Origin of the sequence: Pseudoalteromonas 'SMAR' (genome assembly GCF_048515945.1) — a bacterium.
Classification (GTDB): domain Bacteria; phylum Pseudomonadota; class Gammaproteobacteria; order Enterobacterales; family Alteromonadaceae; genus Pseudoalteromonas.
Genome location: NZ_JBLWMW010000040.1, coordinates 16,704 through 39,235, shown reverse-complemented (window position 1 = coordinate 39,235; position 22,532 = coordinate 16,704). Strand labels below are relative to the sequence as shown.

Here is a 22,532-nt window from a genome sequence, read left to right as displayed (position 1 = left end):
ACTGTAAATCTGACGGCTCTGCCTTCGCTGGTTCGAATCCAGCTCCCTCCACCATCTTTTAAAGCAACAATCCTATTCAGCTTTGCCACTAACCAGTGCTCTGGTTAACTGCGATACATGATACGGAGGGGTTCCCGAGCGGCCAAAGGGATCAGACTGTAAATCTGACGGCTCTGCCTTCGCTGGTTCGAATCCAGCTCCCTCCACCACTTCCTTTAGTAAACTCTTTATCTCAGTGGCTATCTTCTGACACCGAGTGTCATTAGCTTCCCTGCAAGGCATTATTCAAAAAAGCTCAGCATCGCGACAGCTCTAATGCTGATGTACTTACTCTACTGCAAAATAATTTACTAAACCATCACTGTAGCTTTTTTGGTTGGATCACCACGCTGTGGCTCTCACTGGCAAACCACACCTCGGTATCCTGCACCGTAACTGTGAACTGCATATTTCGCGCTAGCATCTGTGACAGCGCTTGCGTCTCATCAAAGTCTAAGCTGAATACAGAGACGTTACTGAAGCTGGCAAGCTTGCGTTGGTTTTTTTGCCACCATTGCTGTTGCTTGCTGTCGCCATAAGTATAAAGCAGAACTTGCTGTGCCTGGTTTGCGGCTTTTTTTAAGCGCTTTTCATCAGGGAGCCCAAGTTCAACCCATAATAAGATCTCACCCGATAAACTTTTACGCCAAATTTCAGGCTCATCGTCCGCGCATAACCCTTTGGTAAACTCCAAATCGCTGTCGGCATTAAGCAGATAAGCGAGTAACCTTACCATTAAACGTTGGGCATTCTCAGAAGGATGTTGTGCTATGGTTAACGACAATTCTTGGTAGTAGTGTCTATCCATGTCGCTCAGCGACACTTGGGCTTTCAGGATGGTAGATTTTAGTGCCATGTTTTCACAAATCGGTGTGTTTGCGACATTATACCGAAAAATGCGTAACAATAGGAAAAAGCATTACAGCATCTCAATTCTTTATCACGACTTGCTAATCACACACCTGTTCAGAGCAGAGCATTGATTTTTATTAGTCGTTTGTGAGCATCAATTGCTCACCATGTTCACGCAGATAGCGCCTTGCAACTTGATAGCGCTCACCATAGTGTTGCTCCACTAAACGCCAAAACTGAACATTATGTGCCATCACGTGATAATGACATAACTCATGCACCACAACATAATCGATCACCCATTTTGGCGCGCCAATCAGCAAGGTATTAAAAGCAAGCACCCCTTTGCCAGAAAAACTCCCCCACCGGCTTTTATAAACCCGTACTTTAAGGGTACTAAACTGTGCGCCAATCTCACCTTGAAAACGTGCAATAGCCCTTTCTAAGTAATGGCTTAATTCGCCAGCCAAAAGCTGCAATAGTTGCGGCCAATGTTGTTCAAGGTGATTGAGATAAACTCGTTTTTGCTTATAGTCGATTGTCGCCTTGCTGTCATGGTATGCAATAGAAAATTGCTCGCCAAAGATACGTAATGTTCCAGCAGCCAAGGGGTTTAGCGGCTTTTTTACTGTGCTAGCCGCAAGCTTGTCATGGATCCAGTCAGATTTACTGGCGACCCAAGCCTGTAACCATTGCTCATCAATGCGTTGTGGAGCATAGACGATGACCTCGCCCGCTTTAATTTTTATTGCCACCGTTTTACGTCGGCGACTCTTTTTTAGTTGGTACTGCAAGTCATCATCTATCGCTTAATTGAAAGTGGCTATTATACATTAACCGTACTACTTAACTAACACACCAACCATGATAAATTTACTAAATTTCCTCTAGTTACTCGTTTTGCTGCTACGCTTAGAGGTAAAGGTATTTTCAATTAGGCAGATAATGGCTGACAAACCCACTTGCCAATATGTGTCACCTGAGGGAAATAGCTGTAGTGAAATCGACATGGGCTCAGGTTACTGCTTTTGGCATGACAATAAATTCGATAAAAGTGGCCTAGAGCTGAGTCAAAAGCTCGAGCGCTACGCAAAGCGTGGTGGACTTCTTCAGGGGCTAGAGTTAAAGCGGGCGAACTTGGAAGGGCTTAATTTAGTTAAGTTCGATAGCCATCGCGGCTATGATCTCTCCTATAGTAATTTCTACCGTGCTAATTTAAAAGGCGCCCACCTATTTAACAGTACCATTCGTAATGCCTCGTTAATGAAGGCCGATCTCCGTGAAGCCAGCCTACACTGCTGCCACCTCGAAAACACCAATCTACTTGGCATGAAGCTAGATAATACCCGTATTGATAACATGGAGCTTGGTGAACATTTACTGCAAGAGCAACAAGCAGTAGAAGCGCGCAAGAACAAAGCCAACGAGGAAGCCGAGGACTTATTTTTACAGTCAGAAGAAATATACCGCCTGCTGCGTAAAGGCGCAGAAAACCAAGGTCTGTTTGAAATGGCGGGACGCTTTACTTACAAAGAGCTAAGAATGCGCCACGCGCAATACCCAAGATTTTCTAAGCGTCATCTTATTTCCGGTTTTGTGGATTTACTCTGCGGCTATGGTGAAAAGCCCGAAAACGTCATTCGCTTTAGTCTTGGCATGATAATTATGTGTGCACTGTGCTACTTTTTATTTGGCGTCTCTTATAATGACCAAATATTGCAGTTAAACCTGGCAAACAGCCTGACAGATAACGTCATGGCACTGTTGAATAGCTTTTATTTTAGCGTGGTTACTTTCACTACGCTGGGGTATGGCGATATTACCCCTATCGGCATATCGCGGCTTATTGCTGCCATAGAAGCCTTTACCGGAAGCTTCTCCTTGGCCCTATTTGTGGTGGTATTCGTAAAACAAATGACCAGATAGCAGCATTAAACAACGTCAGGCCCTCTACTCGGCTTTAAAAGTGTTTAGCTTATCTCATCACGCAATTGCGCTAAAAATGCTTTCATATACGCTGTACGTGCCTGTGCCTGCTCTTTGGCGGCATCGGTATGCATGTTATCAGCAATATGCAGTAACTTTATGAAAAAATGGTCCAGGGTATACTTGCTATCGTCCGGCTCACGATGCTGGCAAAAAGGATCGTCAACATGATATAAATTTCGCGCAATGGCGCCGCCCACCTTCATACAGCGACTTACACCGATTGCCCCTAAGGCATCCATTCTATCCGCGTCTTGCACTATCTTAGCTTCTAGGGTTTGTGGTACGACCCCAGCACTAAAACTGTGCGCCACGATGGCATGGTGAATGGCCTCAAGTTTGCTCTCGTCATACTGATTTTGCTGTAAAAATGTCACCGCCTTATCCGCCGCTAAGCGAGAGGCTATTGGCCTATCAGGGTGATTTTTCGCAACCGCAACACAATCATGCAGCCATGCGGCGGGGATCACAACTTGCTCGTCACCCCCTTCAGCCGCACACAAGGACTTGGCAACCTTGACCACGCGCTTAACATGGGACAAATCGTGTGCGGTATCAGCACATGGCGTGGACAACATAAAGGCTTCACACGCTTTTTCGAGTTCCTGCATTTTCAAATTCATTCAGCTCAACTGGTTGTTACTGATTGTATGTTGCCACACCCTTCACTAAAATGGCAGCCATGACGATAGATTAGAGAAAAGATATGACGTGTGCGCTATACCTCCAGCCCGGTAGAGAAAAATCATTAAACCGTAAACACCCTTGGGTGTTTTCAAAGGCCATCAAGAAAATCAAAGGCAAACCTGGGCTCGGTGATACGGTCACCATTTACAGTAACGATGGCAAGTACCTGGCCACTGCAGCGTACAGCCCAGACTCTCAGATCCGCGCTCGCATTTGGTCATTCGATGAAAACGAGCAAATTGATCAAGCGTTTTTCAGCAAAAAGCTAGCCAGAGCACTGGATGCACGCCAATACGTGATTGCTGAAGGTGGCCTCACCGGCTACCGCCTGTGTGCGGCTGAATCGGATGGTCTTCCTGGCATCACTATTGATAAGTTTGATAACTATTTGGTGTGCCAGTTACTCAGCGCTGGGGCTGAGCGCCATAAAGGCGACATTGTCATGGCACTTAGATCTCTCTTTCCTGATTGTGCTGTTTACGAGCGCTCAGACGTGGACGTGCGCAAAAAAGAAGGCTTAGAAAAAATCACCGGCCCGTTACATGGTGACGCCCCACAAGGCCCAGTACTGATACAAGAAAATGGCTTAACCATTGAGGTGGATATTCTCAATGGCCACAAAACGGGCTTCTACCTTGACCAACGTGATAGTCGCGCAGCCCTTGAGCGCTTTTCAAAGGATAAAGAGGTTCTTAACTGCTTTTGTTATACCGGGACCTTTGGCTTGTATGCCTTACGCGGTGGCTGTAAAAAGGTTATCAATGTCGACGTTTCTCAGCCTGCGTTAGACACCGCGAAGAGAAATGTGGAACATAATGACCTAGATTTATCTCGAGCCGAGTTCGTTAAGCAAGATGTATTTAAGCTGTTACGTCAGTATCGCGAAGAAGGCAGACTGTTTGACACCATTGTCATGGACCCGCCTAAATTTGCCGAGAGCAAAGCCCAACTTACTGGCGCTTGCCGCGGCTACAAAGATATTAATATGATCGCCATGCAGCTATTAAAGCCGGGAGGGACACTGTTAACCTTCTCTTGCTCAGGGTTAATGGAACAAAACCTATTCCAAAAAGTGGTCGCAGACGCTGCCCTTGATGCCGGCAAAGAGTTGTTAATTATGGAAAGGTTAAATCAAGCAGCCGATCACCCAATTGCAGGAAGCTATCCTGAAGGTTTTTATCTTAAAGGGTTAATTTGCAAGGTTTATTAATAACCTCAAAGCTCTGGCTGCCGCACTCTGTGGCAGCCAACTCACACTGTAAGGTAAAAGAGTAGCGATTCGCTTAATTGAATTGTGTAATTTCTAGCCCCACTATCCATTGTCCTTCTTGCTCTTGCGTACAACGGATAACATTGGCATGAGCGTGGAGAGGCTGGATCATCTCACCACTTGAGTCAATAAAGATATCCACCATGGTATTTGCCTCAATCGGCTCGTTGACTGCTACCGATAGCCCCGTAGCGCTTAAATCTTGGCAAACGCCTTGATATTGTTGCCCGCTTTCCAACTCAGTAATTGTGGCAACGGCCTCAACCGTCATACGCATAAATCGGCGTTTATCTTCATTGATCATAGCCTTCTCTACACCATAGATTGTATTTTTTCTAATAACGACTGTACCGAAAATGGCTTAACCACGTACGCGTCACAGCCTGCCTCAAAGCCCGCTTTTTGTTCTTTTTCAGATTCCAGTCCAGATACCATCAACACGGGAATATTTTTTGTTTCAGGCGTATTTTTTAGCATTCTGCAGGTATCATAACCATCAAGTCCTGGCATGCAAACGTCCAATAAAATGGCATCAGGTGGATCGGCGATGGCATTCGACAAACAGCTGGTGCCCGAGTTGGCATAACTCAGCTCAAAGGCATCTGACAGGGCCACTTGGAGCATTTCATAATTAAAATACTCGTCATCAACCACCAGCAAATGGGGCACATTTTTCCTTCTCTGCAGTGTGGACATATTCAATGTCGCTTCCTTCTCACAATCCAAAACTTTACTTCCTCATATAATAAAGTAACCGTCGTACTCTAAAAAGCAAGTCTATATTTCCCGCTCTTTTACAGCACCCAAGGGTTACTTTCTACAGCCACATCCCTATAGCCTAGTGTTTGAGTCATTTACGATACTTGAAGTTCCCAGTTTAGACCATTAAAAATTCACTTAGATATCGCATTCTTTTAGGGCATTAAGTACACGTTTTGCTGAAATCGGATACGCCGTTCCCAACGTTTGCGCAAATAAAGACACTCTCAACTCTTGCTGCATCCAAAAAATTTGCTGTAATGGCTCAGGCGTAGGTAAACCTGCTGGCACTTTGGCTAACTTTTCTTGGTATGCTGCCGCGACCTTTTCCAACTCTAAAACACATAAGCGGTCTTTGTTTGGATCTACCGCAAGTTTCTCTAACCTTTTTTCAATGCCTTTCATATAGCGTAAAATATCCGCCATTCTGTGTGCGCCGTGGGCAGTAACAAAGCCTTTGAAAATAAGCGATTGCAGTTGCGCTTTAATATCACCATGGGCGGTGATCATGGACAAATCAACACGACCTTTCATGCGCTTATTAATACTGTGAGCAATATTCAGCACCGCTTCCACTTGCTTGGCAATATCTACTACTGTATCTCCCAGCTCGCCACGAATGCGCTCTTTTGCCTGCTCAAATGCTTGTTCATCTCGAACTTCACCGCATGACTGTAACAAGCTATCCACACCTGCAGCCGTGCAATCAGCAATAAGGTCATGAACCTTGCCAAACGGGTTAAAATAAAGGCCTAGCTTAGCTTTATTAGGCAGATGCTGTTGTAAATATTTCACCGGTGAAGGGACATTAAGAAGAATAAGCCGTCTTAGTCCTTCTTTGTGCGCGACTTCTGCTTTTGCCTCATTATCAAATAATTCGATGGCTGCACTGTGTTTTTTATCAACTAATGCCGGATACGCTTTAATTTCATAGTTGCCTTGCTTTTTGGTGTATTGCTCAGGTAGCTGGCCAAAGTTCCACTGCTCTATGTCTTGCTGTTCAATGCCTTGCTCTGCCACTTGCGACAGCGTTTCCGTTACTTGACCTTGTAATTTGGCCTGTAACGTCGGTAAGTCAAAACCGTGTGCCAGCACTTTAGCGTCGTCATCTATGACTTGAAATTGCATTTTTAAGTGCGGCTCTAAGGCATCTAAATCCCAGTCCGATTCATTGACTTTGACGCCTGTCATACGCAGCAACCGCTGCGCAACCACCTCTAAAAAACGCCCTTGCATAGGCTCAATGGCCCCAAGCACCGCATCAGCGAAGTTAGGGGCAGGAACAAAGTTTCGGCGTAGGGTTTTTGGCAATGATTTAATTAAGCCACAGATTAACTCGTGGCGCAGTGCTGGAATATGCCAATCAAACCCTTCACCCTGAACTTGGTTGAGCAATGCCAGAGGAATGTTCACCACCACGCCATCCAGAGCTTGTCCAGGCTCAAAGTGATAGCTTAAAGGCAAAATAAGATTGCCTTGTTGCCAGGTATCAGGGTAATGATCAGCGGTGACATTATTAGCGCTGTGCTTCATGAGCTGTTCGCGGCTCATATGCAAGAAGCGTTTATCTTGCTGTTTTTTGCGACGCCACCATTTATTGAAGGCGGCGCGGTTATTGACATCGGCCGGAATACGCTGGTCATAGAAGGCAACAAGATCGTCTTCATCCACTAAAATATCGCGTCGTCTGGCTTTTTCTTCGAGTACCTGCACTTCCTCAATCAGCTTTTGATTGGCTGTTAAAAACCCTTCGCTTTGGCCTAACTGGTTATTCGCCAGCGCTTCGCGAATAAAGATTTCCCGACTTAACGCGGGATCAATCTCACTGTATACCGTGCGCTTTCTGGCAACAATGATCAGGCCATACAGAGTCTGCTGTTCAAACGCAATCACCGCGCCTGCTTTTTTCTCCCAGTGAGGCTCGCTGTAACTGCGGTTTACTAAGTGTTTGGCTAGAGGAGCCACCCACTTTATGTCTATCTTGGCGTTGACCCGAGCATACAATTTACTGGTTTCTACTAACTCGGCTGACATTAACCATTTGGGGCTTTTCTTAAACAGACTGGAGCCGGGAAAGATATGAAACTGACTGTTGCGCGCGCCTTTATAGAGCTGCTTTTGCTTTTCATCCTTAACTCCAATATGACTCAACATACCACTTAATAGTGCTTGGTGGATTGCCTCATCGCTAGCGGCTTGATCATTAACTTTAAAACCCAGCTCTTCGCATACCGTAGTCAGCTGATACACAATGTCTTGCCATTCACGCACCCGCATGTAGGCAAGAAAATCTTTTTGGCATTGTCTGCGAAACTGATTGCGACTAAGGGCTTGTTGCTGCTCCTCAATATAGTTCCAAAGAGTTAAATAAGCAGTAAAGTCGGATTGTTCAGATTCAAACCGTTTATGCTTTTCATCGGCTTGCTGACGCTTCTCTTGGGGTCGCTCACGTGGGTCTTGGATAGACAGTGCGGCGGTGATAACAATGATCTCCCACAGCGCTCCCATCTGTGCTCCAGACATCACCATTTTTGCCAAGCGCGGATCGATTGGCAAACGGCTGAGTTTGCGGCCCGACTCCGTTAGCTTAGCTTGCTCACGGCGCTTTGATGGAATAATGGCTTGTAGCTCTTCGAGTAAGCTCATACCATCTTTGATGTTACGGCTATCGGGGGCTTGGACAAATGGAAACTGGCTTATATCCCCTAAGCCAAGACCCAACATTTGCAAAATAACCGAGGCTAAGTTGGTGCGCAGAATTTCCGGATCGGTGAACTCAGGACGCCCTAAAAAATCCTCTTCAGAATAAAGTCGAATACAAATACCCGATGCCACACGGCCACAACGTCCCTTTCTTTGATTGGCACTGGCTTGTGAAATGGCTTCTATGGGCAGCCGTTGTACTTTGGTACGGTAGCTGTAGCGGCTTATTCGCGCGGTGCCAGGGTCAATGACATAACGGATCCCAGGAACCGTAAGCGAGGTCTCGGCGACATTGGTCGATAACACAATACGGCGTTGACTGTGTGGCGCAAAAATACGGTTTTGCTCGGCGTTTGATAACCGCGCATACAAGGGCAGAATTTCAACCCCTTTGAGGTTGCGTTTTGACAGCGCATCAGCGGTATCGCGAATTTCGCGCTCGCCATTCATAAACACTAAGATATCACCAGGCCCTTCAGCGCACAGCTCATCCACGGCATCAAAAATACCTTGCAGTTGATCGTTATCTACTTCGCTGTTTTGGCTATCAATATCTTCTACCGGTCGGTACCTTACCTCTACAGGGTAAGTGCGGCCCGATACCTCAATGATTGGCGCGTCATTAAAATGTTTTGAAAAGCGCTCGGGGTCGATGGTCGCCGAGGTAATGATGACTTTTAAGTCGGGACGTTTAGGCAGCAGTTGCTTAAGGTAACCGAGAATAAAGTCAATGTTCAGGCTACGCTCGTGGGCTTCATCAATAATAATGGTGTCGTACTGATTTAAAAAGCGGTCTTGTTGTATTTCAGACAGTAAAATCCCGTCTGTCATTAGCTTAACAAAAGTGTTGTCACTCACTTGATCGGAAAAGCGAATCTTAAAGCCAACTTCTTGGCCCATTTCACAGCCAATCTCTTGCGCGATGCGGGTCGAGACACTTCTGGCGGCCAGCCTTCTAGGCTGCGTATGACCAATATAGCCATCGATACCACGGCCGAGCTCCAAACAAATCTTAGGTAGCTGGGTGGTTTTACCGGATCCGGTTTCACCAGCAACAATCACCACTTGATTGGCGGCAATCGCCGCCTTGATGTCGTCCTTTTTTTGACTAACCGGCAGTTCTTCTGGGTAAGTTACAGAGGGGATATTTTCACTACGCTGTACTTTCAGCGTTTGGCTGTTGGCTATGGCACTTTGGATTTTTTCCAAAACGCGCTTCTGCTTTGCTGGATCGGTGATTTTCTTAACGCCATGTAAGCGTTTTTTGAAAATAAACTGATCCTTTTTTAAACACGAATTTAGCTCTTTAAACAGCGAGTCAACCTGCACTACACGACACCTTGTGAATGAATAAAACGCCGTGTAGTTTACCAAAACAGCTTGGTCATACCCAACTATTTTGCTGCGGTTAAAAGAATAAATCCGCGAACGAGTAATGCCTTAAACGTAACGATGGCCTGCCAGATAGTTTTCATGCAGGTGCTTATCCAGTGCCAGTAGCACATTGGCTCTGCTGATCACACCGAGTAAGCGACCATCATCGTCCACCACCGGGTATACCTTAGGTTTATTGGCGGTCATCATATCGGCCATCTGTACCACGCTGTCTTCACACTTGACGCATAACGGCGACGGCGTCATTACATCAGCAACAACATGGTGAGACTCATTTTGGTAGGTCGATTGCAGCATGATTTTCAAACAGTCTTGCTCTGATAAAAAGCCCACCACTTTGCGCTGCTCATCAATTACCGGCCCACCCGATTGTCCACTTTGTAATAGTTTTTCCACAGCAGACTCAACGCGCATATCTTGTTTGAATGTGACGGGACGGTGATTTAAATAATCCGCGACTTTTATTGATTGCATGTTCATCTCCATTAAAAACGCCAGCTATCATGTTAATAGTAGCTGGCGTTTACAGAACTTGCTTAATTAGTTAAAAATATTGTTTTATTCAGCGTAGATAGCGACCTTGGTTGCAGTTTTCGAGGTCTTACTGGCTCGGTACATGCCTGCCGTATTGAAAGGCATACTAATATTACCTTGTGGGTCTACGATTATTACCCCACCGGTACCACCAATCGGCTGCAACGTATCAAAAATCACTTCCTTGCCAGCTTGAGCAATCGACTTTCCTTGGTAAGCAACGCGCGCACATATATCTGCTGCAACATTATAGCGAATGAAATATTCCCCGTGGCCCGTTGCTGACACTGCGCATGAGCGGTTATCAGCAAATGTACCTGCGCCAATCACGGGAGAATCACCAATGCGACCAAAGCGTTTTGCCGTCATTCCACCGGTAGACGTACCTGCCGCTAAGTTGCCTTGTTTATCTACTGCCACAGCCCCTACTGTTCCCATTTTATAGTGGCTATCAAGCTGTTGGTGTGCAGCCTGATAATCTTTGCTGGCGGCTTGTTTTTGTTGCAGGCGTTTTTTGGCTTTTAATAACGACTGATAACGTGACTCGGTATCAAAGTAGCTGTTTTCTATTAACTGGTAACCGCGTTGCTTGGCAAACTGCTCAGCTCCTTCACCGCTGAGCATAACGTGCACCGAGTGTTGCATCACATCTTTGGCTAAATTAATGGGATTCTTAATGTGTTTAACCCCAGCCACAGCGCCCGCTTGACGATTACGACCATCCATAATGGAAGCATCTAATTCATGGCCTTCATCATAGGTGTAAACAGCCCCTTTTCCGGCATTAAAAAATGGCGAGTTTTCCAGCAAGTTAATTGCGGTAGTAACCGCATCTAGGCTCTCGCCACCTTGCTCTAACACCTTATAACCGGCCTCAACAGCCTGCTTTAAGGTGGCGCGATATTGCTGCTCTTGCTCTGGAGTAAAATTACTGCGCTCAATCGTGCCAGCGCCGCCATGAATAGCAATGGCAATGGGTTGCTGTTGTTGTGCAGCCATCACCGTAGATGAGGTCAGTGCTAATAACGCACCGAGTAAGGTTTTTATCTTCATTGTTTCACCTTGGTATTGAAATATATCTCTACCATGAGTGGCTTTGTGATTAGATGCAAGCTTTCGCGGTAAATGTAACTTAGGTTAAGAAGAAAGGCTCTGAGGGTGAGATTTGAACAATAAAAAACGCCTCATTAAGAGGCGTTTTTAACAGTAAATATACTGGTGTATTAGCTTGCTTCGCGCTGTGCTTTAATGCGTGCTAGACGAGCAACTTGGTGCGTTGACGTTAAGAAAGCGAAGATTGGCGCTAAGTAACCACGCTTACGTAGCTCTAGGAAATCTTCATCGCTCAGCTCATTCACTTTACGCTCGTCAACAAGGTAGATGCCGTTGATGTCTTTTTTCTCACCACGGATTTCAACTGTTAGCGTCTGTTGTACTAAAAGTTCTTTTTCAGCAAGATATTTAGTAAATGCTTCTGTTACACGAGCAAACTCAACATAGTTTACTAATGCTTCTTTACGACGGCTTAGGTACTCCGTTTCTTTGCCATCTTCAAACAAAGCGTTGCCTTCTTCTTCACCTACAAGTGGGCTTGCTTCGTCGATAACGATACCAAACTGATCTTGTTCAGGGTGCTTTACTAAGCCAAACGGGTAGCGAGCTGCAGCCATTGGAACAAAACTACCAGTCCACTTGTCGCCATCGACGAATAGGTTTTCACCTGGCTCTAAACCAAACATAGCAACTGCTTGGAATTGACCTGTTTCAGAGTTTTTTACGAACACCATTGGGAATTCCGTTGCTACACGCGCGAATTCATGCGCGACAACTGGCATTAAGTGCTGAGTTTTCAAAAATTCAACGTTCACGCCATTTTGTACTTTGATGTTAGCGTGTTTTTCGTTATGTAAAGGCTGCACTTGTTGCTCTGCCATAATTACTGCTCCATTAATTTTACGTATTTGTTACTTTATTTGATGGCCCTAAGGCTAGCGGTTTTCAAGGCAAATTGGAAGTTAAATTTATTTGACTTGTTTACAACCGCTTTCGCAGGCTAAGGCCTAAACCTCAAAGGCACAAAACGGATTCACTTAAGCTTGCTGATCAGCAGCTAATGAAACCACTCGCTGAAACTGTCCAAGCGATAACAAGTGACTATATATGACTTCTAATAAGCCATTGTTAACTAAAGATAGTTTTGTTTCGTCATCGAGTGACTTTAAAAGTGCCTTATCGACAGAGTACAGTCCTGGAATACGCTTCTTTTGCCCGTTACCAAGGTCGTACTTGAAATCAAACTCGACCAATAACCCCAGATCAGTGAGAGTCGTCACTAACTGCTCAGCTAATTCTTCTTGGGCCGCAATAGCTTGCAGCATTGACTGCTTTGCGGTTAAAAATGCCGATGCCTCACCATTGTCATCAAACAATTTCTCACCTAAGCCCTCAGTGTTGAGCGCGGTATGTTTCACTGCCAGATAAACTGGCGACTCTTGTGACGTTTTTGCTAGTGAAAAGGGAGCCCGTGCAATATTTAGAGGAACGTAAATGGTGTTTAAGCGCCCATCTGCAAAATACGCATTGTGCCCTTTTTCCAATCCCATAATAGCCACCATTTGTAGCGGCTCTGTATCTGTGCTGCGCATAAAGCAAATGGGAAATTCGGTCGCGGCTTTAGCCACTTCTTGAGGCAGGAGTTTCACCACGTGCATACACTCAGCATGACCGTGATTTTTATCAACCTTAACAAAGCAGCCTCGATGTTGCTCTTGATTAATTATCTCGTAACTTTCTGACATTTAAAAAACCTAAAATCGTGCTAATATTTTATCTAAAATATCATTTTGAGATTAAATTGAGAAGAATGAAAATTGAAATTATTGATTACAAAAAAAGTAAAGACCTAGAAAAGGAGCTGTTAAAATCTAGCGCACCAAAAATCATAAAAAACCTTTTTAACCACTGGCCAATACTCAACAAAGCGAATGAATCAACAGATTTATTTTTGAGAAAATTGTTGAGCTACGCAACAAAATATCACGTTGATATTTTAGCAATAGACAAAAAATATAATGGTGTTATTGGCTACACAGATGCATCATTTAAAAACCATACTTTTGTTAGAAACCAAGCTCCTTTAGTTGCCATCATTAAAAAATTAATTATTGAAAAAGATCTAAGCAATACTCACGATTTTGCATTGCAAAGTGCTTTGATCAGTGAGTGTATGCCCAGTTTTCTTAAGCAAAACCCATCCCCTGATTTCTTATCTAGCATCTCACCAAGACTGTGGCTTGGAACCCAAACCACCGTTCCAGGGCATTATGACAGCGAGCATAATATTGCACTAAACGCATGTGGTAAAAGAACTTTTTTTCTTTTGCCTGGAGATCAGATCGAGCATATCTACCCTGCCCCAATTGATCGGGCATTAACGGGACCCGCGTTAAGTCAAGTAGACTTTGAAACACCAGATCTAGGACGCTTTCCAGCATTTGCTAAAGCTCAAGATAAACTAATTTCAGTGACTTTAAATGTCGGGGAAGCCCTCTATATACCGCCACTATGGTGGCATAATGTAAAGTCTAAAGATAAAGTAAATGCGTTGATAAATTATTGGTGGCAGCCAGAAAGTGAAAAGAGCAGCCTTGAAGCGACAGACAGTTTACTTCACGCAATATTATCGATAAAGAATAAAAGCAAAGCTGAAAAAGCGATCTGGAAAGCCATATTTAATTATTATATTTTTAGTGACAAGCCTGATATTTATGACAGCAATCTATACAAGGGAATATTGTCCAGCTTCCAAGGTGAGGATGAAGGGGTTATAAAGACACTAAAAGAAAGAATTAGAAAATAAAAATGCCGCAGATGCGGCATTTTTATTTTTGCTTATATTAGAATCGGAAGTTTGCACCGACTACAAAGCGGCGGCCATTTTGATAAATAGATAATACACGAGCTTCGTCGGTATTATATTCAACAACTTCTTCATCAGTTAGGTTGATGCCTTCAAATACCACTGAGATATTTTCTGTTACATTATAAGTGGCACTGAAATCTAACTGTCCATAATCATCATTCCATAACTCAGTACCTGAAGAATGCAAGCCTTTGTACCATTTAGTACGGTAGTTATACATCGCACGAACTGAGAAAACATCAGTCTCATAGTAGCCTGAAAGGTTCAACATGTTTTCTGAAGCACCCATTACCAGACCTGAGCCCGGCTTCATAACATCACGTTCACCATCGTTATTGGCGTCTGTGTAGGTGTAGTTTGCAGAAACACCAAAGCCATTTCCAAAGTTATGCTGTAGTGACGCCTCTAAACCCGTAGTTGTGCCACCGGCACCATTTTCTGGGCGAGTTACAGTGGCTGTAACCCACTGCTGCGTCTCTTGGTCATAGAACTCTTGCGATGTTGTGCCCGATGTCTGATAGCTTTCAATGTCTTTGTAGAATAAAGTAATCGCTAACAAAGAAGCATCATCAAAGTAGTACTCCCAAGCAGCATCAAATTGATTCGCTACTTGTGGGTCTAGGTTAGGGTTACCTGCTTGTGCTGTAGGGTTGTCTTCACCTAAGTCGCCAGGTGCCGTGATAGGAGAAATATCAAAGAAGTTTGGTCTTGCCATGGTTCTAGCAGCTGAAAGTCGAACGATCTGATCTTGCGCTAGGTCATATGACAAGTTGAAGTTAGGTAAAATTTCAGTGTAAGAACGGCTTTCCGTTTTCCACTCTAGCGTAGACGGCGTTAAATCACCATTCAAGCCAGGGTTTTGAACCGTTAATAAGCCCCAAGAATCAGATGAGTATAAGTAACCTGATGAGTCTTGATCCGTTTTCGCAACACGAACACCTACGTTACCTCTAAAGTCGTCACCTGAGAAGTCACCCTGTACATAAAAGGCCGTTTTTTGTTCCGCTACTTCAAAAATTTCAGGTAAGTTTTTATGAATAGCATATGACGCATCAGGACCTAAACCTAGCTCAAGCATACGAGCACTGTTATGGGTCAACTGTTGAGTAATGTCACCATTCACAACATCTGCACCAACACTATCAGAACCAATAGCCAGATCACACTCAGCTAACGTTGGACATTGTGAGCTTAAGATCTGCGACATATAGTTATCACTTTGACCATCGTTTGCATAACCCCAGTGCCAGCTGAACGCATTGCGGTCTTGGGTTCTCTTGTGGTCGCGATACTTAACACCTGTTCTGATGGCTGTGAACGCACCTAAATCAACAGGGAAGTCAAAATCGACTTGAGCATAAGACTCTTCATCAGTTGTCGGTTTATTACCACCCCAAATCCAACCACCATTAAATTTAGATGGATCTGTGCCATCGACACCAGCATTAACCGTCGGCGTACTACCCGTTAGGTCAAAGTTATAATCGCCTTGTCCACCGTACTCCCAAGATGTTTCGTTTAGTGTACCGCCTTCTGCTTCAGTGGTACCTAATTCAACATTCATGGTGAATGAATCGGTTGCAAAGTCGATGTCTAAGTGAATCGAGTTGGTATCGGTGCTAGAAATACGGTTAATGTGGTTCCAACGTACATCTCCACCACCTTGACCTTGCAATGCATTGGCGCCTTGGTAAGTCAACGCAGCTTCTGAGCCTGGGTTCATTAACAGGAAGTTTGAGTTGGTGTTATTAACATCCATATTTGAGTCTAAGATGTTAAGTGTTGCACTGAAGTCTGATGATGGTGCAAATTGTACCGAACCAAACACAGTTGTTCTTTCTCGGTCTTGTCTAAATACTGGCACACCCATTGTACGTGGCGTATAAGTACCATCCGACTGAGCATCCCAACCTAATACCTCAAAACCTTCACGGCGTACTGTACGATCGGCTTTAGAACCTGAAATCAGAATACCAAACTTTTCTTCTGAATCAGTCCAAGTATAAAGAGCCTCTAATGAAGGATCGTTTTTCTCAGATACCTCAGAGTACTGGTTTTGAATACTCGCTTGGAAAGTACCAGAAGGTAGATCCAGCGGCTTTCTTGTGTGCAGAATAACCGTTCCACCTATAGAACCCTCGTCAAGTCGAGCTTCTGGTGACTTGTAAACCTCAAGACTACTCACTAGAGAAGAAGGTAACATAGTGAAGTTAAAGCTTCTTGATGGATTATCCAAGATAAACCAATCAGCAGTACCCACGCTCTGGCCATTCAGCAAAGTACGGTTTTTAGTTGGATCCGAACCACGTACTGTGATTTTTTCCCCTTCACCAAATTCACGACTTACGCCAACACCAGTAATACGAGACAGTGACTCTGCCACGTTCTTATCCGGGAACTTACCGATGTCCTCTGCAGTGATAGAGTCTACCACTGCATCGGCAAAACGTTTGTTGTTGATATCTGCTTTAGTTGAAGCTCGAATACCACGAACCTCAATAACTTCGACGTTTTCTTTTGCTTGATTTTCTTCTGCAACCGCTACACCTGAAAAGCCAGCACTCAGTGCCAAGCCGACATTTGCTGCGATTAAGCTTTTTTTGAAATTATTAGCTAACACAGGATTCCCCTTGAATCATTTTGTTGGTTTTTTAAATCACTTCTGCCCAGTGATGATGACAACGCTGTCATCTACTAACAAACCATACACCCAAAATTACATATTCGCTACAATTTTTTTTGGCTAGAATTCAAAAAAAATTCATGGTGAACAATAACCAATTGATTTAATTCGATTATATAAAGGTGAAGATATGCTTTGTTACAAAAACACAGGAAGAATACCACAAATATTTCAGAGGCAATAATTATACTTGATGAACCATTGTACCCATAAAGATACAGCTGTACTGGAGGCAATACAGTCTTTTTTTCGTGCTGCTTTCTCAAGGAGACTTGGGCAGAAGTTTCAAGATGAGAATCACTATCAATGACAGCGGTGTCATTATAATGGAAGGTGCCCTTTTTTGTCCAGTCGATTTGCATCTTTTTTATCAAAGAAGTTAGATGCGGCAAAGCCTAATAAGTTAGTCTGCACTAGCTTTTTGCAAAAATTTAAATACCTTGAAATGGAACAGATAAAATCAATCACTCTGTGTACAATTAAGTCAGCCATGTTACGGTCAGACCATGCTGTAGATAACTGCCTAATATCCTTGCTACTAGCATGTTTTCAAAGAAAATTATCGATACAGCTCCCGTCAGTTGTATGCTTTTAAATGAAGTAAGTCATCTTGCGGATTACCATGAGGCCTGGCAGCTGTCATTTTTAAGCTCAACGATTACTGAGTTTTTGACAAGTGTGCTATTTGCTAAATAAACAGACTGCAACGGGAATTCTTAATGCTGATATTACCCAACTGGCTAGTAAGTGGAGTTCGCCCCAACCAAAAAACAACTTAAAATGAATAGTAAAATATTGAATTTATGACTATTCAATCAATTTATCTAATTAAAGGCTCCATATTAAGCAGAACACGTTGTCGGCAGCAATGCACTCCCACCATGCAACGGCTTGGACACCTGCAACCTCGCAGATAAGACAAAAATTGACTATTTCATTGTTTTTAATAAGAAGATTTTAACGCGGTTAGCAACAAACTTACTCCCCTACATAAGGCAATGTATAAGTACGAGTTGCTATTTAGCTTGAATAATCACGCTCTTAGAAAAGCAATAGGATGGCTTTAGCTGCCTATATTAGGCTGATAACTGCGATGAAAGGTAATGGTAGTGCTAACATGTTAGCAAGGTATCAACTGATGAGGCTAGGTTACAATCTATAGCGCTCTTACATCCAGTTGAACGTGGCAGAAAGATTGAAATCAAGGGCCGAGTGGATCTCAGCCCTAAAGACCAGTGGTTATGGACACCAAAAAACGGTTAGATCGATATTTGGATGATTCAGCACGGCTCGTAATGGGATCGCTTTGTCGCTCCCAGGCTGCTTGGCTTGTTCATACATGGCCTTTTTCTTCTCACCTGAGATCAGCAGCACTACGGCTTTCGAATTGGCAATACCTGCCAGAGATAAACTCATGCGCTCTGTAATTGCTCCAGTGACTTCACTTTCATGGGCATTAATGGCAGCAACCAAATTGCTACTGGTTAATGCTTCATCCAAGCCATCGGCATGAGGAAAGAGGCTTGCAGTGTGGCCATCAGGACCCATACCAAGGATGGTGACATCAAAAGGCTGCTTTAATTGTCCATAGGCTGCTTCACACTCAGATACCCCCTGCTGAGCCGTTGCTGCGGCATTCTTCATGGTCACAAAGCGAGCATTGGCCGCCTTGTCTTGTAACAAGGTTGACTTGATAAATGCTTCATTCGATTTCTCATGACTGGCCTCTACCCAGCGCTCATCAACCATAGCCACGGTGATCTTATCCCAGCCTAAATCGACTCCAGAAAGGAAACGATAAGCAGGAGCTGGAGATGAACCGCCCGAAACAAGCAGAACCGCTTCACCATCGTGTTCTATACCTTGGCTTAAACCGCTTTGCAACAGCTCAGATAATGCCGCGGTCATTTCCTCTTTCGAAGCAAAATTCTTTTCTGTCACCGTTGCCATTATGCTTTCCCTCCAGCGTTAAACCAAACATGTTTGTTCTCTTCCAGAAGCTCATCGGCGTCTTCTGGCCCCCAAGAACCAGCACGATACAGTGATGGTGTGCCCTTTTCCTGCCAGCGCTGGATTATCGGATCAATCCACTTCCAAGCTTGACGTACTTCGTCACGGTGAATAAATAAAGCTGGATTGTTAGCAGCCGCATCGAGCATTAAGCGCTTGTAAGCATCTGAGTGGTAGCCATTGCTGTACTTTTCACTGAGTGAAATGTTCAGCGTAACGGGCTCAAGCTGCATCTCTAAATTATCCAAACGCTTTGACATCAGCGTAAGCTGAATGCTCTCTTCTGGCTGTAAGCGGATCACCAAACGGTTAGGTTGAATAGGGCCTGCCGCTTCGCCATAAACGTTATGAGAAACCGGCTTGTACTCCACCACGATTTCGGCACAACGCGACTTCATGCGCTTACCCGTACGCAGGTAAAAAGGCACGCCAGCCCAGCGCCAGTTATCAATATGAGCACGAATGGCAACAAAGGTTTCGGTTTGGCTTGAGCCTTGTCCCAGCTCTTCAAGGTAGCCAGGTACTAGCTTGCCATCTAAATCGCCAGGCACGTATTGGCCGCGCACAACATTATCATCCACCTGCTCATCGACTAATGGCCGCAGTGCTTCTAATACTTTGAGCTTTTCGGTGCGAATACTGTTGGCGTTTAATTTATGGGGTGATTCCATCGCCACCAAACACAATAGCTGCAACAGATGATTTTGCACCATGTCTCGCAGTGCACCGGCCTTATCGTAAAAGCCTGCACGACTCTCCAAGCCCACGGTCTCAGAAATACTGATCTGAATGTTATCAATGGCTTTTGCATCCCACAGGTTTTCAAATAAAGCATTCGAAAAGCGCAGTGCCATAAGGTTTTGCACCGTCTCTTTACCAAGATAGTGATCAATGCGGAATACTTGTTCTTCAGCGAAAAACTCGCCAATTTTGGCATTAATTTCTTCTGCCGACTGGCCACAATACCCGATTGGTTTTTCAACCACGACTCGTGAGTTCTCGGTGATCAGGCCTTTAATTGACAGCAACTCACAGCAGCGTCCGTAAACGGCAGGTGGTAATGATAGATAGAAAACACGGGATTTATCTTCTGCATCTGACAGAATATTTTTTAAGGTATCCCAATGGCCATCATCTTCAGTCACATTGACCACTACCGGAACCAAGTATTCTGCAAAAGCAGTCCAGTCTTTTTTGTTGTATTCGCCTTTACCAAGGTGGGTTTGCAACGCTAAATGTGCCGTTTCAACAAATTCTTGTTGTTTATTTTGTTCGCGAACGGTAGGTAGGATGCGAGTGCCTTCAGGTAGGTTGCCTTCTTGATATGCACGATACAAAGCAGGAAGGAGTTTGCGTAGTGCTAAATCACCTCCCCCACCAAAGATGACGATGTCAAAAGGATTAAGCATAATTCACTCTCATTTAGTTGGGCGCGCAGATTACGCGCTGAATTCACTTGATTTGGCGCCACTCCAAAGTCGACCAAATAGCTGTTTTGCCCAGGTGCTACCGATTTGCTGCTAGCAACAATAAAATGAGTCTTAGAAACCTGTATTTCCTCTCACAAAAATACAGGCTCTAAGTACTCCAGCGCTACCCGTTCAAAGGTATTCTTTTCATTGATACTAGTCGACAGCATTTGCCTCTAGTATCGCCTTAAGCATCATCATCCATTCGTTTTGCTTAAGAATAATATTCCTATTACTCAATATGCTGATGTCAGGCCTTTAGCCGCGCATTTGCTTATAATAGGCAATTAAGCCGTTCGTTGAGCTATCATGGCTGTTGCTGACATTTTCTTCCGTTAGTTCAGCTTCAATGTTAGACGCCAACCCTTTACCTAACTCAACGCCCCATTGGTCAAAAGAACAAATATTTAAAATGATCCCCTGACAGAAAATCTTATGTTCATACATTGCAATCAAACGGCCAACGGCTTTGGCATCCACAGTATCTAAGATAAACGAAGAGGTCGGTCGATTGCCCTGATGGATCTTATGTGGGATCAACTTCTCAATGTCATCCGCAGGCAGACCTTTTGCCGTTAACTCAGCTCGCACTTGTTCGGCGTCTACCCCAGCCATCATCGCCTCGGTTTGGGCAAAAAAGTTAGACAACAGCACATCATGGTGTTTGCCTACTTTGTGCTGTGGTGTCACTGATGCAATAAAGTCAGCAGGCACAATCACGTTACCTTGGTGCAAACACTGGTAAAATGCATGCTGACCATTAATTCCGGTCATACCCCAGATAATGGGAACTGTGGTGTAGCTTACTTCGGCACCAGAAAAAGTCACATGCTTACCATTACTTTCCATCTCACCCTGCTGCAAATAAGCAGGCAGCATATGCAATGCTTGGTCGTAAGGCAAAACGGCTTGCGCTTGATAACCTAAGAAGCTGGTGTTCCAAACACTCAACAACGCCATAAGGAGCGGAATGTTATCTTCATAAGGCGCCGATTGGAAGTGTTCATCCACTTCAAAGGCCCCTTCTAGAAGCTCAATAAACTTATCGAAGCCAAGGTACAATGCAATGGGTAAGCCTATCGCACTCCATAACGAAAAGCGACCACCAACCCAGTCCCACATGGTGAATACGTTTTCATCACTGATGCCAAAGTCGCGGGTCTTTTGCAAATTGGTGCTTACTGCAACAAAGTGCTTGGCAATGGCTTGCTCATCTTTAGCGCTAGTTAAAAACCAGTCCACGGCGGTTTTCGCGTTGGTCATGGTTTCTGAAGTGGTAAAGGTTTTTGAAGCAATTACAAACAGGGTTGTTTCTGGGTCTAACTTCGCCAGCACTGACGCAATTTGAACGCCATCGACATTGGAAACATAATGTACATTGAGGGTGTCATCGGCGTAGGCTGCGAGCGCTTCAGTTACCATTTGCGGACCGAGGTTGGAGCCACCCACACCAATCGCCACAACGTCTTTAACGCGCTTGCCGGTGTAACCAAGCCACTCCCCCTCACGCACTCTAGTGCTGAAGCTTTTTAACTTATCGAGCTCTGCGTTGACTTGCTCAGTAACATTCACCCCATCAACGACAATGGCTTTGTCTTTACGGTTACGCAACGCGGTGTGAAGCACAGCTCTGTTTTCGGTAATGTTGATTTTTTCGCCGGCAAACATTTTGTCTCGCCACGCGGCAACATCACACTCGTTGGCCAGTGCAATTAATTCAGCAAAGGTCTGCTCGTCAAGTCGCTGTTTAGAAAAATCAAACAGCACACCTGGGATATTGCGAGAGAACTTTTCAAAGCGCTGCGGATCGCTTGCAAACATGGTTTTTAGGTGTTGAGTTTGTGTGCGCGCCACTGAGGCATTTAGCTTGTTCCAACTTTGTAGTTCTACTCGACTGACCATCAACATTCCCCTAAATCGTAATTGGTTGTTAGTAATGTTCTTTTAAATACATTAACAACAAAGAAACACAATGAGACAAGCACATTATGGCAAAATGACAACGCTGTCAATTGGCTTCTTTTCAATTTTACATTGCGAATAATAACCTAATTTTATATTTTTGACACCGGTATCATTCATTTATTTCAGCAATTTTTAGTGCAAAACTCTGTCTTGGTTAGATAGACTAAGAAAAATACATGATCATTTTATTAATCAACCATTATTTGCAGTTTGCCTTTATAACTATCTTTTCTGGCAACACTAAGAATAAAACGCTAC

At 44.3% G+C, this 22,532-nt stretch carries 17 protein-coding genes and 1 tRNA gene; 4 read left to right on the top strand and 14 right to left on the bottom strand.

The window, feature by feature from the left end; genetic code table 11:
* Positions 1 to 124 precede the first annotated feature (124 nt).
* Positions 125 to 209 (top strand) — tRNA-Tyr (locus tag ACNKW2_RS15395).
* Positions 210 to 358: 149 nt separating this feature from the next.
* On the opposite strand, the gene ACNKW2_RS15390 is transcribed toward ACNKW2_RS15395, so the two are convergent.
* Entirely contained in the window at positions 359 to 895 is a 537-nt protein-coding gene (locus ACNKW2_RS15390; RefSeq protein WP_419149350.1) for a YaeQ family protein, read from the bottom strand.
* Between the two features lie 133 nt (positions 896 to 1,028).
* Positions 1,029 to 1,685, bottom strand: coding sequence for a M48 family metallopeptidase (locus ACNKW2_RS15385; RefSeq protein WP_419149349.1), 657 nt, complete (start codon positions 1,683 to 1,685; stop codon positions 1,029 to 1,031).
* Positions 1,686 to 1,836: 151 nt separating this feature from the next.
* Here ACNKW2_RS15385 and ACNKW2_RS15380 point away from each other — a divergent pair, with 151 nt between their 5' ends.
* Entirely contained in the window at positions 1,837 to 2,817 is a 981-nt protein-coding gene (locus ACNKW2_RS15380; RefSeq protein WP_419149348.1) for an ion channel, read from the top strand.
* A gap of 44 nt (positions 2,818 to 2,861) precedes the next feature.
* Here the strand turns inward: ACNKW2_RS15380 and ACNKW2_RS15375 are convergent, their stop codons facing one another.
* On the bottom strand, positions 2,862 to 3,500 hold the full coding sequence (locus tag ACNKW2_RS15375; RefSeq protein WP_419149347.1) for an HD domain-containing protein: 639 nt from the start codon (positions 3,498 to 3,500) through the stop codon (positions 2,862 to 2,864).
* Between the two features lie 83 nt (positions 3,501 to 3,583).
* On the opposite strand from ACNKW2_RS15375, the gene ACNKW2_RS15370 reads away from it, so the two are divergent.
* Positions 3,584 to 4,774, top strand: a complete 1,191-nt coding sequence (locus tag ACNKW2_RS15370; RefSeq protein WP_419149346.1) for a class I SAM-dependent methyltransferase — start codon at positions 3,584 to 3,586, stop codon at positions 4,772 to 4,774.
* Between the two features lie 73 nt (positions 4,775 to 4,847).
* On the opposite strand, the gene ACNKW2_RS15365 is transcribed toward ACNKW2_RS15370, so the two are convergent.
* The 7 genes from ACNKW2_RS15365 to ACNKW2_RS15335 form a co-directional block, all read right to left on the bottom strand.
* A complete protein-coding gene (locus tag ACNKW2_RS15365; protein WP_419149345.1) occupies positions 4,848 to 5,138 on the bottom strand; it encodes a PilZ domain-containing protein in 291 nt (96 codons plus the stop codon).
* Positions 5,139 to 5,146: 8 nt separating this feature from the next.
* Complete coding sequence (locus ACNKW2_RS15360; protein ID WP_419149344.1) at positions 5,147 to 5,530, bottom strand: response regulator; 384 nt, start codon at positions 5,528 to 5,530, stop codon at positions 5,147 to 5,149.
* Between the two features lie 201 nt (positions 5,531 to 5,731).
* Positions 5,732 to 9,625, bottom strand: a complete 3,894-nt coding sequence (gene hrpA, locus ACNKW2_RS15355; RefSeq protein ID WP_419149343.1) for an ATP-dependent RNA helicase HrpA — start codon at positions 9,623 to 9,625, stop codon at positions 5,732 to 5,734.
* A 111-nt stretch (positions 9,626 to 9,736) separates the two neighbouring features.
* Entirely contained in the window at positions 9,737 to 10,165 is a 429-nt protein-coding gene (locus ACNKW2_RS15350; protein ID WP_336566652.1) for a CBS domain-containing protein, read from the bottom strand.
* Positions 10,166 to 10,249: 84 nt separating this feature from the next.
* The gene (locus ACNKW2_RS15345; RefSeq protein ID WP_419149342.1) at positions 10,250 to 11,278 is read right to left on the bottom strand and encodes an isoaspartyl peptidase/L-asparaginase family protein; all 1,029 of its coding nucleotides are present in this window, start codon (positions 11,276 to 11,278) and stop codon (positions 10,250 to 10,252) included.
* A 170-nt stretch (positions 11,279 to 11,448) separates the two neighbouring features.
* Positions 11,449 to 12,159 carry a SapC family protein gene (locus ACNKW2_RS15340; RefSeq protein WP_419149341.1) on the bottom strand — a complete coding sequence of 237 codons (711 nt, stop codon included), beginning with the start codon at positions 12,157 to 12,159 and terminating at the stop codon, positions 11,449 to 11,451.
* 156 nt (positions 12,160 to 12,315) lie between these two features.
* Positions 12,316 to 13,023 (bottom strand): SapC family protein, encoded by a 708-nt coding sequence (locus ACNKW2_RS15335; RefSeq protein WP_419149340.1) that lies wholly within the window; start codon positions 13,021 to 13,023, stop codon positions 12,316 to 12,318.
* A gap of 65 nt (positions 13,024 to 13,088) precedes the next feature.
* On the opposite strand from ACNKW2_RS15335, the gene ACNKW2_RS15330 reads away from it, so the two are divergent.
* The gene (locus ACNKW2_RS15330) at positions 13,089 to 14,084 is read left to right on the top strand and encodes a cupin-like domain-containing protein (protein WP_419149339.1); all 996 of its coding nucleotides are present in this window, start codon (positions 13,089 to 13,091) and stop codon (positions 14,082 to 14,084) included.
* A 37-nt stretch (positions 14,085 to 14,121) separates the two neighbouring features.
* Here ACNKW2_RS15330 and ACNKW2_RS15325 read toward each other — a convergent pair whose 3' ends face one another.
* From ACNKW2_RS15325 to pgi, 4 genes are all read right to left on the bottom strand, one after another.
* Positions 14,122 to 16,767 (bottom strand): TonB-dependent receptor, encoded by a 2,646-nt coding sequence (locus ACNKW2_RS15325; protein ID WP_419149338.1) that lies wholly within the window; start codon positions 16,765 to 16,767, stop codon positions 14,122 to 14,124.
* Between the two features lie 1,302 nt (positions 16,768 to 18,069).
* Positions 18,070 to 18,780 (bottom strand): 6-phosphogluconolactonase, encoded by a 711-nt coding sequence (gene pgl, locus ACNKW2_RS15320; RefSeq protein ID WP_419149337.1) that lies wholly within the window; start codon positions 18,778 to 18,780, stop codon positions 18,070 to 18,072.
* Positions 18,780 to 20,249, bottom strand: a complete 1,470-nt coding sequence (gene zwf / locus ACNKW2_RS15315) for a glucose-6-phosphate dehydrogenase (RefSeq protein WP_336566660.1) — start codon at positions 20,247 to 20,249, stop codon at positions 18,780 to 18,782. Before zwf ends, pgl begins: the two co-directional genes overlap by 1 nt.
* A 318-nt stretch (positions 20,250 to 20,567) precedes the next feature.
* Complete coding sequence (pgi, locus tag ACNKW2_RS15310) at positions 20,568 to 22,211, bottom strand: glucose-6-phosphate isomerase (protein WP_419149336.1); 1,644 nt, start codon at positions 22,209 to 22,211, stop codon at positions 20,568 to 20,570.
* Between the last annotated feature and the right edge of the window lie 321 nt (positions 22,212 to 22,532).

What these genes read in the sequence shown, in the direction of transcription:
- ACNKW2_RS15390 (WP_419149350.1), bottom strand. Translation starts at nt 895, where the DNA reads ATGGCACTAAAATCTACCATCCTGAAAGCCCAAGTGTCGCTGAGCGAC.
- zwf (WP_336566660.1), bottom strand. Translation starts at nt 20,249, where the DNA reads ATGCTTAATCCTTTTGACATCGTCATCTTTGGTGGGGGAGGTGATTTA.
- ACNKW2_RS15340 (WP_419149341.1), bottom strand. Translation starts at nt 12,159, where the DNA reads ATGGCAGAGCAACAAGTGCAGCCTTTACATAACGAAAAACACGCTAAC.
- pgl (WP_419149337.1), bottom strand. Translation starts at nt 18,780, where the DNA reads ATGGCAACGGTGACAGAAAAGAATTTTGCTTCGAAAGAGGAAATGACC.
- ACNKW2_RS15375 (WP_419149347.1), bottom strand. Translation starts at nt 3,500, where the DNA reads ATGAATTTGAAAATGCAGGAACTCGAAAAAGCGTGTGAAGCCTTTATG.
- ACNKW2_RS15345 (WP_419149342.1), bottom strand. Translation starts at nt 11,278, where the DNA reads ATGAAGATAAAAACCTTACTCGGTGCGTTATTAGCACTGACCTCATCT.
- ACNKW2_RS15380 (WP_419149348.1), top strand. Translation starts at nt 1,837, where the DNA reads ATGGCTGACAAACCCACTTGCCAATATGTGTCACCTGAGGGAAATAGC.
- pgi (WP_419149336.1), bottom strand. Translation starts at nt 22,211, where the DNA reads ATGGTCAGTCGAGTAGAACTACAAAGTTGGAACAAGCTAAATGCCTCA.
- ACNKW2_RS15350 (WP_336566652.1), bottom strand. Translation starts at nt 10,165, where the DNA reads ATGCAATCAATAAAAGTCGCGGATTATTTAAATCACCGTCCCGTCACA.
- ACNKW2_RS15360 (WP_419149344.1), bottom strand. Translation starts at nt 5,530, where the DNA reads ATGTCCACACTGCAGAGAAGGAAAAATGTGCCCCATTTGCTGGTGGTT.
- ACNKW2_RS15330 (WP_419149339.1), top strand. Translation starts at nt 13,089, where the DNA reads ATGAAAATTGAAATTATTGATTACAAAAAAAGTAAAGACCTAGAAAAG.
- ACNKW2_RS15370 (WP_419149346.1), top strand. Translation starts at nt 3,584, where the DNA reads ATGACGTGTGCGCTATACCTCCAGCCCGGTAGAGAAAAATCATTAAAC.
- ACNKW2_RS15365 (WP_419149345.1), bottom strand. Translation starts at nt 5,138, where the DNA reads ATGATCAATGAAGATAAACGCCGATTTATGCGTATGACGGTTGAGGCC.
- ACNKW2_RS15335 (WP_419149340.1), bottom strand. Translation starts at nt 13,023, where the DNA reads ATGTCAGAAAGTTACGAGATAATTAATCAAGAGCAACATCGAGGCTGC.